14 protein-coding genes are annotated in these 15,726 nt (G+C 67.3%); 7 read left to right on the plus strand and 7 right to left on the minus strand.

The annotated features are described in order from the left end of the window. The gene (locus tag AC1U2B_RS26955; protein ID WP_480219193.1) at positions 1-1,959 is read right to left on the minus strand and encodes a YhgE/Pip family protein; all 1,959 of its coding nucleotides are present in this window, start codon (positions 1,957-1,959) and stop codon (positions 1-3) included. 2 nt (positions 1,960-1,961) lie between these two features. Continuing rightward, positions 1,962-2,654, minus strand: a complete 693-nt coding sequence (locus AC1U2B_RS26960) for a hypothetical protein (RefSeq protein ID WP_480219194.1) — start codon at positions 2,652-2,654, stop codon at positions 1,962-1,964. A gap of 267 nt (positions 2,655-2,921) precedes the next feature. Between AC1U2B_RS26960 and AC1U2B_RS26965 the strand changes: the two genes are divergently transcribed. Further along, positions 2,922-4,208 (plus strand): lipase family protein, encoded by a 1,287-nt coding sequence (locus AC1U2B_RS26965; RefSeq protein WP_480219195.1) that lies wholly within the window; start codon positions 2,922-2,924, stop codon positions 4,206-4,208. A gap of 9 nt (positions 4,209-4,217) precedes the next feature. Here the strand turns inward: AC1U2B_RS26965 and AC1U2B_RS26970 are convergent, their stop codons facing one another. After that, positions 4,218-5,387, minus strand: a complete 1,170-nt coding sequence (locus AC1U2B_RS26970; RefSeq protein ID WP_480219196.1) for a GGDEF domain-containing protein — start codon at positions 5,385-5,387, stop codon at positions 4,218-4,220. 112 nt (positions 5,388-5,499) lie between these two features. On the opposite strand from AC1U2B_RS26970, the gene AC1U2B_RS26975 reads away from it, so the two are divergent. Next, positions 5,500-7,953 (plus strand): Tex family protein, encoded by a 2,454-nt coding sequence (locus tag AC1U2B_RS26975; RefSeq protein WP_480219197.1) that lies wholly within the window; start codon positions 5,500-5,502, stop codon positions 7,951-7,953. Between the two features lie 164 nt (positions 7,954-8,117). Next, entirely contained in the window at positions 8,118-10,493 is a 2,376-nt protein-coding gene (locus AC1U2B_RS26980) for an ATP-binding cassette domain-containing protein (protein ID WP_480219198.1), read from the plus strand. On the opposite strand, the gene AC1U2B_RS26985 is transcribed toward AC1U2B_RS26980, so the two are convergent. Beyond that, positions 10,486-11,043 carry a peptidoglycan endopeptidase gene (locus tag AC1U2B_RS26985; protein WP_480219199.1) on the minus strand — a complete coding sequence of 186 codons (558 nt, stop codon included), beginning with the start codon at positions 11,041-11,043 and terminating at the stop codon, positions 10,486-10,488. The genes AC1U2B_RS26980 and AC1U2B_RS26985 overlap by 8 nt on opposite strands. A 509-nt stretch (positions 11,044-11,552) precedes the next feature. Here AC1U2B_RS26985 and AC1U2B_RS26990 point away from each other — a divergent pair. Beyond that, positions 11,553-12,014, plus strand: coding sequence for an SRPBCC family protein (locus AC1U2B_RS26990; RefSeq protein WP_480219200.1), 462 nt, complete (start codon positions 11,553-11,555; stop codon positions 12,012-12,014). Positions 12,015-12,066: 52 nt separating this feature from the next. Here the strand turns inward: AC1U2B_RS26990 and AC1U2B_RS26995 are convergent, their stop codons facing one another. Together AC1U2B_RS26995 and AC1U2B_RS27000 are read right to left on the minus strand one after the other, a co-directional pair. Beyond that, entirely contained in the window at positions 12,067-12,489 is a 423-nt protein-coding gene (locus tag AC1U2B_RS26995) for a hypothetical protein (RefSeq protein WP_043399808.1), read from the minus strand. Positions 12,490-12,583: 94 nt separating this feature from the next. After that, positions 12,584-13,003: an Rv0313 family protein gene (locus AC1U2B_RS27000; protein WP_480219201.1), complete on the minus strand. Its 420-nt coding sequence runs from the start codon at positions 13,001-13,003 to the stop codon at positions 12,584-12,586. A gap of 83 nt (positions 13,004-13,086) precedes the next feature. On the opposite strand from AC1U2B_RS27000, the gene AC1U2B_RS27005 reads away from it, so the two are divergent. The 3 genes from AC1U2B_RS27005 to AC1U2B_RS27015 all read left to right on the plus strand — a co-directional run bounded on the left by AC1U2B_RS27005 (position 13,087) and on the right by AC1U2B_RS27015 (position 14,940). After that, positions 13,087-13,899, plus strand: a complete 813-nt coding sequence (locus tag AC1U2B_RS27005; RefSeq protein WP_480219202.1) for a nuclear transport factor 2 family protein — start codon at positions 13,087-13,089, stop codon at positions 13,897-13,899. Positions 13,900-13,977: 78 nt separating this feature from the next. After that, the gene (locus AC1U2B_RS27010; protein WP_231575656.1) at positions 13,978-14,514 is read left to right on the plus strand and encodes a hypothetical protein; all 537 of its coding nucleotides are present in this window, start codon (positions 13,978-13,980) and stop codon (positions 14,512-14,514) included. 51 nt (positions 14,515-14,565) lie between these two features. Further along, positions 14,566-14,940 carry a DUF732 domain-containing protein gene (locus AC1U2B_RS27015; protein ID WP_260938479.1) on the plus strand — a complete coding sequence of 125 codons (375 nt, stop codon included), beginning with the start codon at positions 14,566-14,568 and terminating at the stop codon, positions 14,938-14,940. Here the strand turns inward: AC1U2B_RS27015 and AC1U2B_RS27020 are convergent. Beyond that, positions 14,923-15,720 (minus strand): SGNH/GDSL hydrolase family protein, encoded by a 798-nt coding sequence (locus tag AC1U2B_RS27020; RefSeq protein ID WP_480219203.1) that lies wholly within the window; start codon positions 15,718-15,720, stop codon positions 14,923-14,925. The genes AC1U2B_RS27015 and AC1U2B_RS27020 overlap by 18 nt on opposite strands. Positions 15,721-15,726: the final 6 nt, after the last annotated feature.

Consider the following 15,726-nt stretch of genomic DNA (forward strand, 5'->3'; position numbering starts at 1 on the left):
CTACATCTTGATGGCGGGCAAGAGCCGGATCAGGTTCCAGGTCCGGTTACGGCGGGCGCACAGGCTCGAAATACCCAGTGCGCCAAGCCAAATACACACCAGCACGATGATCGCGTGCCACAGGCGGCCGTCGATGCCGCCCAGGATCAACTGACGAAGTCCGTTGACGCCGAACGTCATCGGATCGAACGAGTGCAGCACCTGGAAGGGTCTGGCCGTCGTCTCGACCGGGTACATGCCGCCGGCGCTGACCATCTGCAGCATCAGCAGCGCCATGATCAGCACCCGTCCCACCGCCGGTCCGACCAGGGCGTTGATGGCCTGTGTCGCGGCCACGAAGGCCAGCGAGATCAGCATCATGAAGCCCAGCATCGCCACCGGATGCGACACCTGCATGCCGAGACCGAATCGCACCACGCAGTACAGGATGATCGACTGCCCCACGGCGAGCGCCGCGGCCGGCAGGTAGCTCGCCAGCACCACCCGGATTGCCAGCACCTCGGCCGCGATCGGGCGGTTCTGCAAGGGCCGCAACACCATCCACAGCACGAGCGCGCCGAAGAACAGCGCCAGCGTCAGGAAGAACGGGGCCATGCCGGTGGCGAAGTTGGGTGCGCCGTTCTCGTGTGAGGACTCCAGGTGCACCGGGCCGCCGATGGTGTCGGCGATGGCCTCTTTCTGCTGCTCGGTCCAGGTCGGCACCTGCTTGGCGCCGTCACCGAGCTTGGTGGCCAGTTCGTGCGAACCGTCCTTGAGTTGGGTGGTGCCGGACTTCAACTGGCGCGCCCCGTCATCGAGTTGCACGATGCCGCTGGCCAATTGCGCATTGCCGGTGGCCAGTTGCTGGGCGCCGTTGCGCAGCTGGTTGAGCTTGTCGGTCAGCTGCTGACCGCTGCCGCCCACCTGATCGAGCGCCGTCCGCAGCGGGCTGCCGGGGGCGCGCAGCGTCTCGGTCATCGAGATCGCCGCATTGCGCCCATCGGTGATCTGCTGACGGATCTGTGGCGTGAACTGATGGCCGTTCAACTGGTCCTGGACGCCGCGCAGGGTGTTCACGGCGCCGATCGACACCGGATCCTGATTCACCGAAAGTTGTTGGATCACCGAGCCGATCGCCGCGGCCGCCGTGTCCTGCGCGGTGGCCAGCGCGCCGGCCTGATCGGCCGCCTGCTCCAGTGCCGTCGCGCTCTGCTGCAGCTGGTCGGTGCTGCCGCCGACCTGCGACAGGGCCTTGGTCACCTTCAACAACGGATCGGTGGCCTGGTTGATGCCGGTGGAGAGCTGTTTGGCGCCCGCGGAGAGCTTGGCCGAGCCGGAGCGCGCGTCGCTCAGGCCGCTCGACAATTTGCCCGCGCCGGTATCGACCTGCGCCGCGCCGTCGGCCAGCTTCTGCGCCCCGTCGGCGGCCTGCTTGATGCCGGTGCCGGACGAAACCACCACGGACAGAATCTGATTGACCGCCTGTCCGGAGATGCGGGTGGACACCGCGTTGAGTACCTGGCTGGTGGCGGTCCGCCCGATGGTCGACGAGATGTAGTTGTTGGCGTCGTTGTACACCGCGATCAGCTGTGCTTTTTCGGGATCGCCGGTGACCGGTGAGGCGATGGCCTCGCTGAAGTTCTCCGGCAGCTCCAGCATGAAGTAGTACTTGCCGTGCTCGACGCCGTCGCGTGCCTCCTGATCGCTCACCACGTGCCAGTCCAGGCTGCGGTCGTCGGTCAGGCTCTTGGCGATCTGCTCGCCCGCGTTGACGTGAACGCCCTCGACGACGGCGCCGCGGTCGGCGTTCACCAGCGCCACCGGCATCTTGTTGACCTGGCCGAACGGATCCCAGAACGCCCACAGGTACAGCGCGCCGTACACCAGCGGCAGCAGCATCAGCACCACGATCGCGGCGCGCGTCATGCGGCTGCGGCCGAATCGTTTGATCTCCGAGCCGAATGCGAGTCCAGCGAGCATGGTCAGGCCTTTCCGGTCAGCATGCGGCGGTCATGCAGAACGTGGTGGGGTGCGTCGTCGCCCAGTGGGTTGGTCACCCCGACGACGACGGTGCGGTGTTCGGCGAGGGCGCCGAGTCGCTGCACGGCGAGGGCCCGGCGTTCGTTGTCGCGTACCTGCTCGAGGTCTCCGACGATCAAAACGGGCCGGTCGGACATGAGCGCCAAGGTGATGCGCAGCAGGAAGAGCTCCAGATCGGACAACTCGATGATGAAGGTCTTCGGCGACAGCAGGGGAAGGTCGTCCCCGAACACCGCCGTCATCTCCGGTGTGTCGGACTGGACCGGCACCCACGCCGGAAACGGCGACACCCAACGGCGCTGCTCGGTGAGCACCGTCTGCACCGTGACCATGTCCTCCAGGTCGTCGATATCGGCGAACGCGGCGATGGCGCAGTGTTTCCGGATGGCACGTGGCCCCGTCGCGCCGTTGACGGTGACAGTGCCCTTGGTCGGCTTGAGCCGGCCGGCGAGCGACAGCAGCAGGGTGTGCTGAGCCGGGCCGCCGGGCATCTGGATGGCGTGGAACCCGGGCCGCAGTTCCAGGTCGACGTCCGAGAAGAGCGCCCCGTGCTCACCGATGACGCTGAGGCCCCGCGCGGTGATCACCGGCGGGCTGTCCGCTGCGTCTGGGGCGGCCGTCGTCTCGTCGTCCATTGCTGCTCATCTCCGGGGTCGAAGTAACGATGGCCAGTAAATCAGCGTGGCAAGGGAAATCTGCCCTTAGCGGGCTTCCGGGGGTTGTGATGTCACGCCGAATCCGGCGCGAGATGACATGGCAGGCACAGGCAGGTCCGCAGACCTCGCGGATCGCTTCCAGGTAGGGTCTGTGCCGCTCGCCACTCGACGTCTGTCAAGAACATGGTTCTTTGATTCAGATATTGGCGATTTCGTGTACGAGAGTCTCATTGTTATCGTCCCGTTATGCATCGCTTCGGGGGCGTCCTAGCCGCGTGTCTACTCATCGCTTCTGTGCTGGCGGGACTGCCCGTAGCCCACGCGGACGGCGACGAGCCGCAATACGCCGAGTTCTATCTGCCGCCCGATCCGCTGCCGCCGGGCCGGCCCGGTGATCTGATCCGGACCGAACCATCGCGGCTGGTGCTCGAACCGTCGGGCCAGCTCGGCGCGATCATGGCCACCGGGACCCGGATCATGTACCGCAGCACCGATGCCCGCGGAAACCCGGTCGCGGTCACCGGCACCTACTTCGAGCCCTACAACGACTGGCCGGGCAAGGGACCCCGGCCGCTGATCAGTTACGCGGTGGGGACCCAGGGCCAGGGCAACCAGTGCGCGCCGTCGCGGCAGTTCAACCAGGGCATCCACTACTCGGGTGGCTGGGACATCATGGTCAACTACGAAGAGGCGTTCATCGCCACGATGGTGGCCCGCGGTTTCGCGATCGTGATGACCGATTACGAGGGCCTCGGCACCCCCGGGATGCACACGTACGTCAACCGCGTCGCCGAGGCCGCGGCGGTTCTCGACGCTGCCCGGGCCGCGAAGAAACTCCCGGGCACCTCGCTGGATCCCAATGGGCCGGTTGCCTTCTGGGGCTATTCCCAAGGCGGCGGCGCCGCGGCATCGGCGGCGGAGTTGGCGTCCTCCTATGCACCTGACCTGCACGTCGTCGGCACATACGCCGGGGCTCCGGTGGCCGACCTCAAGGAGCTGTTCCCGTACACCGACGGCAGCGCGCTGGTCGGCGTGGTCGGCTACGCGCTCAACGGTGAGATCTACGCGTACCCGGAGTTCGCCGACCTGATCCGTTCCAAGCTCACCCAGCGGGGCAAGGACATGCTCGAGAGTGTCTCGCGGCAATGTGTGGGGCAGACCATCGTCGACTTCATGTTCCGGCACCTGCAGCCGTACTTCACCGAAGACATCAACGTGCTGATCGAGGAAGAGCCCTTCAAGACACTGTTCGAGATGCAGAAGCTGGGCAAGTACCAGCCCAACGCCCCGGTGCTGATCAACAGCAACCGCTACGACCCGCTCGTGCCGTGGACCGCGGCCAATCAGCTGGGGCGCGACTGGTGCGACAAGGGCGCCGACGTCGAGTTCCGCACCAACGAGGAACCGCCGTTCCTGAACAAGCTGGTGATCAACCATGCCCTGCCGATGCTGGTGGACGGGGAGCCGGCGATGCAGTGGATCGCCGCGCGGTTCAACGGTGAGCCCACGTCGCCGAACTGCGGGACGTACTGAGCCGGAGGCTCAGTCGCTCTCGCCTGCCGCCGATGCGCGGATCACGCGGTCGCGGCCGCGGTTCTTCGCCTCGTACATCGCCACGTCGGCGCGGTGGATCGCCGAGCGCAACCCGGCCTTGTGCCCGAGCTGGGAGACCCCGATGCTCACCGTTCCGGCGAGCACAACGTCGTTGTGGCTGAACGTGGCGGCGGCGAACGCCACCCGGAGCCGGTCGGCGATGACCGCCGCCTGACTTTCGTCGACGCCCGGCAGCATGGCGCAGAATTCTTCGCCGCCGATCCGGGCCAGCAGGTCGCCGCTGCGCAGATTCGACCGTGCCACGGACGCGAATTCGGCCAGTAGCCGATCGCCGGCCTCGTGCCCGAAGACGTCGTTGACGGCCTTGAATTCGTCGAGGTCCATCACGATGACCGAGCACCGGAGCTGCCGCGCGACGCATTCCTCGGCGAGCCGCTGCGCCTGGATCATGAACCCGGCCCGGTTGAGGGTGCAGGTGAGGGAGTCGAGCATGGCCGCGTCGGCCAACTGGTCCTCGAGCCGTTCCCACCCCATCAGCGACAGACACAGGTTGATGGACATGACGGAAAAGGCGAAGAGCAGCATTGGCAGCGACACGAGCGGGGTGGTCGTGGCGAACTGCACGGCGCCGGCATCGAGATGCAGGCTGACCGCGCGCCCGACCGCCGCCGCGGCCGCGACGACGTACAGGCCGATCAGGATGCGTCGCGAAGCCAGGCGCTCGACGCGCTGGGCCTTGATGCCGTCGATGACGCTCAGCGCGAAATACCCGGCCAGCACCAGAGCCGTGAGCGACACGCGGGCCGGGATGCTGGTGGTGAACGGCGGTATCAATTGCAATGCGACCAGTACCGCCAGCGGCCCGGCCGCCATCGCCCGGCCGCGGATGGGCTGTCCGTTGAAAGCGCACAGGCCGCCCCAGATCAACGACCAACAGGTGACGAGCAGGATATTGGCGACCGTCACCGACAACACCTCGGGTACCAACCCGCGGAAGCTCAGGAGTCCGGCGCCGAGGGCACCGGCGAAGTTGCCCGCGCCCCAGAGCTGGACCGCGGGGTGTCTCCGCTTACCGGCCCCCACCCAGACATGCAGCAACCCGAAAACCAGGGCGGTCATCGAGACGACCATCCACAGGGTGCGCACGTCGGGGTTCATGTCGCGCTATCGCCTGCGCCCGGGGCATGCGGCGTCGGGAGCGGCTGGGGCATAGCGCAAACTTACTCGCCGCTGCCGACGACTGTCGCCGGCATTGGGTAGGGTCCAGCCCGTGAATTTGAGCGTCAAGTCTGTCGTCAAGTCCGTGAACGCCCGTCTCGCCGAAGAGCTGGCCGTCGCCGAGGGGCAGGTCGACGCCGCGGTACGGCTGCTGGACGAAGGTGCGACGGTGCCGTTCATCGCCCGGTACCGCAAGGAAGTCACCGGCAGCCTGGACGACGGCCAGCTCCGCACCCTCGAGGAGCGGCTGCGCTACCTGCGCGAACTGGATCAGCGGCGCGACGCGGTGCTGGCCTCGATCGAGGAACAGGGCAAGCTGACCGACGAGCTGAAGGCGGCGCTGCTGGCCGCGGAGACGAAGGCTCGGGTCGAGGACATCTACCTGCCGTACAAGCCCAAGCGGCGGACCAAGGCGCAGATCGCCCGCGAGGCCGGCCTGGAGCCGTTGGCGGACCGGCTGCTCGCCGACCCGACGCTCAACCCCGACGAAGTCGCCGCCGAATTCCTGGCCGAGGAGGTGGCCGACGTCGCCGCCGCGCTCGACGGAGCCCGCCACATCCTGGTGGAACGGGTGTCCGAGGACGCCGAGCTGGTCGGTGCGGTGCGCGAGAAGTTCTGGGCCGACGGCGCGCTGAGCACCAAGCCGTGGTCCGAGGAAGCGGCGAAAAGCCCTGCCGCGCAGAAGTTCCGCGACTACTTCGAGTACTCCGAGCCGTTGGAGGCCATGCCCTCGCACCGCGTTCTGGCGGTGTTGCGCGGTGAGAAGGAAGAAGCGCTGTCGCTCAACTTCGACGGCGGCGACGACGCGCTGTACCAGGCCATGATCGCCCAGTCGCTCGGAGTCGACATGGGTGCCGGCGGCGCGGCCACGCCGTGGCTGACCGCGACGGTCGGCTGGGCCTGGCGCACCAAGCTGATGTTCTCGGCGGCCGTCGACGCCCGGATCCGGCTGCGGCAGCGCGCCGAGGAGGACGCCGTCGCGGTGTTCGCCAAGAACCTCAAGGACCTGCTGCTGGCCGCGCCCGCTGGGACCCGCGCCACGCTGGGTCTCGATCCGGGATTCCGCACCGGCGTCAAGGTGGCGGTGGTGGACGGCACCGGCAAGGTCGTCGACACCTGCGCCATCTTTCCGCATCAGCCGCAGAACAAGTGGGACGCTGCCAAGGCGACGCTGGCGGCCCTGGTCGCGCGGCACAACGTCGAGCTGATCGCCATCGGCAACGGCACCGCGTCGCGCGAAACCGACGCGCTGGCAACCGAACTCATCGCGGATCTCAAGGCGGCCGGGGCTGCAGGTCCTACGCGGCTGCCGACCAAGGCGATGGTCAGCGAGGCCGGGGCGTCGGTGTACTCGGCATCGGCCTATGCCGCCCACGAGCTGCCCGAGCTGGACGTCACGCTGCGCGGTGCGGTGTCGATCGCCCGTCGTCTCCAGGACCCACTCGCCGAACTGGTCAAGATCGAACCGAAGTCCATCGGCGTCGGGCAGTACCAGCACGACGTGACGCCCGGGACCCTGGCCCGCAGCCTGGACGCGGTGGTCGAGGATGCCGTGAACGCGGTCGGTGTCGACCTCAACACGGCCTCCGTGCCGCTGCTGGCCAAGGTGTCCGGCGTGACCGAGTCGCTGGCCGAGTCGATCGTGTCGCACCGTGACAACACCGGGCCGTTCCGTAGCCGCAGCGGCCTGCTGGACGTTCCGCGCCTGGGGCCCAAGGCTTTTGAGCAGTGCGCCGGCTTCCTGCGGATCCGCGAAGGCGACGACCCGCTGGACGCCTCGGGTGTGCACCCTGAGGCCTACCCGGTGGTGCGCCGGATCCTGGACCGCGCAGGCGTCACCCTTGCCGAGCTGATCGGCGACGAGCGCAAGCTCCGGGCGCTCAAGCCGGGCGACTTCGCCGACGACCGATTCGGCATCCCCACCGTGACCGACATCCTGGGCGAGCTGGAGAAGCCCGGCCGTGACCCGCGGCCCGCGTTCTCCACCGCGACCTTCGCCGCCGGCGTCGAGAAGGTGTCCGACCTCAAGGTCGGCATGGTGCTGGAGGGCGTGGTGACGAACGTGGCCGCGTTCGGTGCTTTCGTGGACGTGGGTGTGCACCAGGACGGTCTGGTGCACGTCTCGGCGATGGCCGACCGCTTCGTCTCCGACCCGCACGAAGTGGTCAAGTCCGGTCAGGTCGTCAAGGTCAAGGTGCTCGAGGTCGATGTCGAGCGGCAGCGGATCGGGCTGACCCTGCGGTTGAACGACGATCCGCAGCGCCCCCGCGACGGCAAGCGGCCCGAGCAGGGCAGCGGACCCCGGCGCGAGGGCGGCGGTCAGCCGCGCGGCCGCGATGGCGGCAACCGTGGCGGCAATGGCGGTGGCAGTGGCGGTGGCCAGAACCGCGGTCAGAACCAGGATCGCGGACGTAATCCGCAGCGCGGCAACGCCGGTGGCCGCCGCGAGGCCGCGCCGTCGGGTTCGATGGCCGAAGCCCTGCGCAAGGCGGGCTTCGGCAAGTAGCCCGGGCTTGCTTCTGCGTTGACATTGCGTTGGCGCACAAGAAGTTCGAGTAGCGATGACCCTGTTCGCAGGGTCATCGCTTGGCCGCAGGATCAGCGCGCCGACGCGGTAGCTGATCAGGAATCGAGAAGCGCGGCTGATCGACGCCCGGTTAGCGTGTGGGTATGCCGAGCAGAACACATGCCGCTGACAACCACGACCTGATCCGAGTGGTCGGTGCCCGGGAGAACAACCTCAAGGACATCAGCGTCGAGATCCCGAAACGGCGCCTGACGGTGTTCACCGGGGTGTCCGGGTCCGGCAAGAGCTCGCTGGTCTTCGACACCATCGCCGCCGAATCGCAGCGGCTGATCAACGAGACCTACAGCGCGTTCGTCCAAGGATTCATGCCGTCGCAGGCCCGCCCCGACGTCGACGTGCTCGAGGGATTGACCACCGCGATCATCGTCGACCAGGAGCGGATGGGTTCGGACCCGCGCTCCACGGTCGGCACCGCCACCGACACCGGCGCCCTGCTGCGCATCCTGTTCAGCCGCATCGGGGAACCGAACATCGGCTCCCCGCAGGCATTTTCGTTCAACGTCGCCTCGATCAGTGGTGCCGGCGCGGTGACCATGGAACGCGCCGGACGCACCGTCAAGGAGCGTCGTGATTTCAACATCGTGGGCGGCATGTGCCTGCGGTGCGAGGGCCGTGGCTCGGTCAATGACATCGACCTCACCGCGCTCTACGACGACAGCAAGACGATCAACGAGGGCGCGATCACCATTCCCGGCTTCAGTATCGAGGGCTGGTACGGCCGAATCTTCAACGGCTGCGGCTTCTTCGACCCCGACAAGCCGATTCGCAAGTTCACCAAGAAGGAACTGGATGCCCTCCTGCACAAGGAAGCGACCAAGATCAAGGTCGACGGCGTCAACCTCACCTACCTGGGCCTCATCCCGCAGATCAAGAAGTCGTTCCTGAGCAAGGACGTCGAAGCGATGCAGCCGCATATCCGGGCGTTCGTCGAGCGGGCGGTGACCTTCACGACCTGCCCCGAGTGCGAGGGGACCCGACTCTCGGAGTTGGCTCGCTCGTCAAAGATCAAGGGCGTCAACATCGCTGAGGCATGCGCCATGCAGATCACCGACCTGGCCGAGTGGGTCGGGGCACTGGCCGACGACAAGCGCCTGGGCGCCGGGGTGGCGCCGCTGGTGGCGGCGCTGCGGCACACGCTCGATTCGTTCGTCGGGATCGGTCTGGGGTACCTGTCCCTCGCCCGGCCCGCCGGCACCCTGTCCGGTGGAGAAGCGCAGCGAGTCAAGATGATTCGTCATCTCGGCTCGGCGCTGACCGACGTCACCTACGTGTTCGACGAGCCGACCATCGGACTGCACCCGCACGACATCACCCGCATGAATGAACTGCTGATCCAGTTGCGGGACAAGGGAAATACCGTGCTGGTCGTCGAACACAAGCCGGAAGTGATCGGCATCGCCGACCATGTGGTGGATCTCGGCCCCGAGGCCGGCTCCGGCGGCGGCCAAGTGGTCTACGAAGGCACGGTGAAGGGCCTGCGCAGCAGCGGCAGCATCACCGGCCGGCACCTGGACGACCGGGCATCGCTGAAGGAGACGGTCCGGGAAGCCAACGGGGCCTTGGAAATTCGCGGTGCAGACACGAACAATCTGCAGGACGTCGAAGTGGACATTCCGCTCGGCGTGCTCGCCGTGATCACGGGCGTGGCAGGTTCGGGCAAGAGCTCCCTGATCGACGGTTCGGTGGCCGGCCGCGACGGCATCGTCACCATCGATCAGGCACCGATCCGGGGATCGCGACGGAGCAATCCGGCCACCTACACCGGACTGCTCGACCACATCCGCAAGGCGTTCGCGAAAGCCAACAACGTCAAACCCGCACTGTTCAGCTCGAATTCGGAGGGCGCCTGCCCGGCCTGCAACGGAGCCGGGGTCATCTACACCGACCTGGGGGTGATGGCGACCGTCGAGTCCCGCTGTGAAGAGTGCGAAGGCCGACGGTTCGGGGCTTCGGTGCTCGAATACACCCTCGGCGGCCAGAACATCGCCGAAGTGCTGGCCATGCCGGTCGCCGACGCGGAGAAGTTCTTCTCCGACGGCGACGCACAGGTGCCCGCGGCGCAGAAAATCCTGGCGCGGATGGTCGACGTCGGGCTGGGCTACCTGACGCTGGGGCAGCCACTGACCACGCTGTCCGGTGGAGAACGGCAACGGCTCAAGCTCGCGACGCAAATGGGGGAGAAGGGCGACGTCTACATCCTGGACGAGCCCACCACCGGCCTGCACCTCGCGGATGTCGAGCAACTGCTGGCGCTGCTGGACCGGATCGTCGACGGCGGCAAGTCCGTCATCGTCATCGAGCATCACCAGGCCGTCATGGCGCACGCCGACTGGATCGTCGACCTGGGTCCCGGCGCAGGTCATGACGGTGGCCGGGTGATCTTCGAGGGTTCTCCGGCGGACCTGGTGGCCGCCGGCAACACGCTGACCGGGTCGCACCTGGCCGAGTACGTCAAATAGCAGTCAGGGCTGCGACCGCTGAGCGGGGAGCCGGCGCGGGGGCCTCAGGGGCCGGCGCGAAGTTGGCGGCCTGGATGATCTCCGGAGCCGGGATGTCGGCCGGACCGGCCGGGGGCGCCAGCGGCGCGTCCAGCGGGCCATCCAGGGGCAGGTCGGCGGGGATGTCCTCACCCGGGGCCAGGGGCAGGTGCATGTGGTGGGTGAACTGGCGCTGGAAGGCGCCGCCGCCACCGATGCGGACGCCACCGCCCTCACCGCTGGACACCGGGGTGCCGTCGGGCAGGGTCACGGCCGTGTGGCCGCCGTTCCAGCCGATGTTCAGGGCGCCGGGCGCGGAGCCGGGCAGGAAGCCACGGGCACGCAGGGCGGCCTCTTCGTTGCCGGTGTTGAACCGGTTGCCGTAGACGGGACGGCCGGTGGCGGCGTTGGCCACCCAAGACGCCAATCCGGAGCAGTCGGTGCCGCGTGCCGAGTCTCCGCCGGAGATGTACGGCGTACCCGAAACCTGGTTGACCAAAGCCAACAGCGATGCGGTCGCAATAGCAAACATGACGATGAACGCTAGCAACGAAAAATCGCGATGGTCAAAATACTGTGTCTGCCATCACGTTTCGCGAATCGTGTGGTGTGCGTTACATGTATGTTTATTCGCATCTTCTTGGGGCAGAGGCGATTTCATGTATTCGCAGGTGAATACGCAAAACATACTGCCATACACAGCTTTTCCGCAAATGCAAGGTCGCGAGGCACGTTGCGGAGCCGTAACCAGCTAATTCTGGATGCGGCTCTCGGGGCCTCGACACGGTTTTTGCGCCGGATTCGGGTGTGGACCGATGGAACCGCGCCGACATCTGCCGTTCATCTGGACCGGTCAAGTGGCGCCGCCTTATGACGCCCCTGTGGCGCATGTGACTTGGGGTGTCGGCCCTCAGTTCAGAGTCGGCTCAGGCCGTTGACCCTGCGTCTATGGCGCGAAAGTTCGAGTGGCCTGCGCCCTCAGTTCAGGGTCAACGCCGATACCGGCGCCCAAGTCATTCACCCTGCGCCTACGGTGGATCGATGTGGATGTCCCGGTCCCGGTTCGAGCTGAGCGAAGAGGTGCCGGGGACGCCTGACGACGTCCGTACCTTCTATACAGATCTCAACAACATGAAGCTGGTGCACCCGCTCGTAGTGGCAGTGGACCGGGTGGGCGATCGGCAGGACGCCCGGGGCCACCATCGTGACTACCGAGTGCGAGACCGCATCCCGTTCGGCCCGCTCAGCCTGGCGGTGACCTATCGCGCCACAGTGCTGATCGCGCCCGACGGCGTCGTGCACACCGAGGCGCGCCAGTTTCCGAAAGTGCGGCTCACCGGCACCGTCACCTTCGTGCCTGCCGGCGCGGGCACCACGGTCACCGAGACAGTCGATATAGCAGCGCCCCGGCCGCTCGCGGCCTTCACTGCTGAGCAGGCCGAAAAAGCGCACGCGGCGATGCTGGCGGCCATTCGGCGCCACTTCGAGAAAAGCCGGACGTGAACCGTCCGTGGAATCGGCTGACGGCGCCTAGTTGCGCTGCGTCAACCGCGCGTCAGCTGGGGAAGAACCCGTCACCGGTCTTGAAGCCGGGCTGCCAGCCCTGCGCGCCAAGGCACAGCAGGGGGCGGCCGTCCGGAGCCTGCGCCGCGGTCTGCGGTCCCGGGCACGGAGAACCGATGTCCTTCACACCCTGGATCGCATAGGAGTAGCCCCAGAAACCGGTGTCGACCGGCGGCCACTGGTTCGGGATCCAGTGGCAGGCCATCGATGCGCCGCCCGGCCCACGGCCGAAGATGAAGATGTCGTGGCTGTCGCACGGTGCGCCGTTGACCGCCTGGTAGTTCATGCCAGGGACGTCGGTGGGGTACCGGCCGGGATCGTCGTTGCCGCCCAGCGCCGGATCGGCGCTCGCGAACGGTGCCAGCCCGATGGCGGTTCCGGCGATCGCTGCGGCCACCGTCAGTACCCGAAACATCCTGGTCATCTCCCCTCGCACTGCTGCCACACGACAATGTGGCAAAGCGTAGCGTGTCAGCCGCGTCGCCGGGGATATTGTCGGCAGGTCAATATCAGTGCGGTTCGTGCCGCGGTGTTTGGTCGTCCTGCGGCGGCGCCGCCGTCTGCCCTGCCTGCTCGGGCGCATCCAACACACTCACCCCTATCCCGTACGGCAGGAACCTGACCTTGCGGGAGGGATCGGTGTTGTTCTTGTTGGCCCGCAGGGCCTCCAGCTCGGAGGGATAGACCTCCTCGACGTGGGCCCCGCCGTCCGTGGCCACGGTGTACACCACCCACACCCCATCGCCGGTGTCGCCGGTGGTCTCGGGTTGTGTGGCGTGCCGCGGCGTCCGGGTCAGGTCGTTGACCACATTGGCCCAGGCGGCGCCGCGGCCGAGGCGGTCGAATACGCCACGGATGCCCTCGCCCGTCTCGCGCAGGACACGATCGAACTCTTCGGGATCGATGCCGAACGGACCGCTGTTACTCATACCGACAAGTGTGCGCGACATCGGCGACATCTGCCACGACCATCCCCTCGCAGCCGAACTCGGCGGTGGTGGACGATGGAGGTATGCCCGTACCGCAATCGCCGACCCGCGACGACCTCCTGGCCACAGTCGAGCGCTCGCCCGCGGCAACGGCCGCGCATGACAAGGCTGCCTGGGTTGGTCTGTTCAGCACCGACGGACGCGTCGAGGATCCGGTCGGCTCCCGGCCGCACGTCGGGCACCGCGCCATCGGGCAGTTCTACGACACCTTCATCGGGCCACGCACCATCGTCTTCCACCGCGACGCCGACATCGTCATCGGCAACACCGTCGTGCGCGACCTGGAGCTCGAAGTGCACATGGGCGCCAAGGTGCAGCTGCGGATTCCGGTCTATCTGCAGTACGACGTGGTCACCGAGGGGCCCGATCCGTCGCTGAAAATTGCTCGGCTGCAAGCATTCTGGGAACTGCCGGGAATGGTGGCGCAGTTCCTGCGCTGCGGCGCCGCGGCGTTGCCTGCCGGATTGGGGCTGTCGGGGGCGCTGCTACGCAATCAGGGACCCGGGGGCGCGATGGGTTTCCTTGCTGGTCTGCGCACCGGCGGCACCCGGGCAAAGCGGTCGCTCACCGCGCTGCTGGCCGACGCGGCGACCGGCGACGCGCTGGCCGTCAAGCGGCGGCTCAGCGAGCCGGCGCAGATCACCCGCGGCCCTGATGCCCGGCTGAGTGTCTCCGAACTGGTCGACGAGCTGGCCGGAACCCGGGTGGAGAAGGTCATCGCCGCGGGCCGGTACGTGCTGGCCGGGGTCCGGCGGGACGGCTACCGCGCGGTGGTCATCGCGGAGCTGGCACCCGGCGGTCGGGGTATCAACGGCCTGCGACTCTTTGCCGAATGAAGGCGCCAGTTGCCGAGGCTTCGGCCCCAGACATGAGAACGTAGTCACACCATGGCAGTTCAACCCCAACATGAATACATGTCCTACGAGGAATTCGGCCGACGATTCTTCGAGGTCGCCGTCAGCGAGGAACGCGTCGCGGACGCGATCGGCGGCATCGCCGGCGAAGCCTTCGACATGGGCCCCATCGCCCAGGGGCCCGGCGGGCTCGCGAAGGTCACCGCACGCGTCCAGATCAAACACCCCGTGGTGGCCCGGACGCTCGGTGAAGAGATCACCTTTGCGATCCGCATCCCGCTGGAAATCGACATGACGCTCGACCTGCGCATCGACCGACCCCGGTTCATGGTGTTCGGCGAGATCAATCTGACCGCGACCGCGCGGGCTGCGCACCCGCTGCTGCTCGTCATCGACGTGAAGACGCCACGCTCGTCGGACATCGCCATCCACGTCACGTCGTCGTCGATCCGCGCGGAGCTGTTGCGCATCGTCGCCAACGTCGACGGCGAGATCCGGCGCTTCATCGCCCATCATGTGGCAGGCGAGATCAACGGCGCAGATGCCAAGGTCATCGACATCGGAACCCGGATCGCGAGCGCCTGGACCGGCGTCTGACCCTGCCGCGCGGCGGCATCGGCAACCGGCTTCCCCTATGATGCAGGGATCATGAAGAGCACATTCGGTACCGCCATCGCCATCGCAGCTACCGCCGCCGGCATCGCCGGCAGCCTGGTCACGGCTGGTCCGGCGAGCGCGGACCCAGGTGTCGACGCCTTCAACAACGCGCTCGGCAACGCCGACATGATGCTGCCGAACGGCTCTGATCCGGTCGCGCTGGGCCAGTCCGTGTGCCCGATGCTGGCGCAGCCCGGCCAGACCCTGGCCGACGCCGCTGGGAAGGTGGCCGACGCGTCCGGCATGTCGCTGGGACCGGCCACCATGTTCACCGGCTTCGCGATCTCGTCGTTCTGCCCGGGGGTCGTCGGTGCGCTCGGACGTGGCGAGTCGCCGCTGCCGCTGGGGCTACTCGGCCTCGGATAACGCCGGTCGGACGTCGAGCGGCGCCATGACAGGGCGTTTCGGCTCGAGTCCCGTACCCCGGGAACTGCCCAGCGTGTGTCGCCACACCCAGGGCATCAGCATGTTCTGGGCCCACATCAGCTGCGAATACATCCGCTCGCGCAGTCGCGGCAGCACGAGTTCGCCCTCGACCTCCGCCCAGCGGTGATCGCTGCCCGGCAAAGCCAGCGCCTCGGCAGCGGCGTCGGCGAACAGTTGATGGCCGTGCGGGGAGCCGTGCACCCGATCGATGGCCCAGGTCGCGGGATTCAACATGGACGTGGCCGCCGACAGATCGACCAGGCGGAAGCCGAAGTGTTTCGAATCGGTCCGGATCAGCTCGTTGATCCGACGCAGCCGGCCGCTGAGCACCCGGCCGACCGGCAGGATGCGGGCGATATCGGGAAACGTCGTGGTGACCACCGTCGCGCCGGTGGCCGCGAGTTCGGTGTGTACGCGCCGCATGTCCGCCAGCGCCCGGTCGAAGCTGCGAACCGGGCGCGTGACGTCGTTCATCCCGATGCAGCTGGTGATCAGGTCGGGGTTCATCGCCCGGGCCATGGGCAGTTGCCGGTCCAGCACGTCGGTGATGCGCCGGCCCCGCACAGCCAGGTTCGCGTACTGCAGTCCAGGCTGTAATGCGTTGAGTCGCCAGGCCAGGCGGTCGGCGAAACCGTGGATACCCGTGGTGTCGTCGCCGTCCAACAGGCCCTCGGTCTGACTGTCGCCGAGCGCGACATATCGGGAATAGCCGATGGTCACGTCCGT

This window comes from Mycolicibacterium sp. P4_G11 (assembly GCF_056555145.1).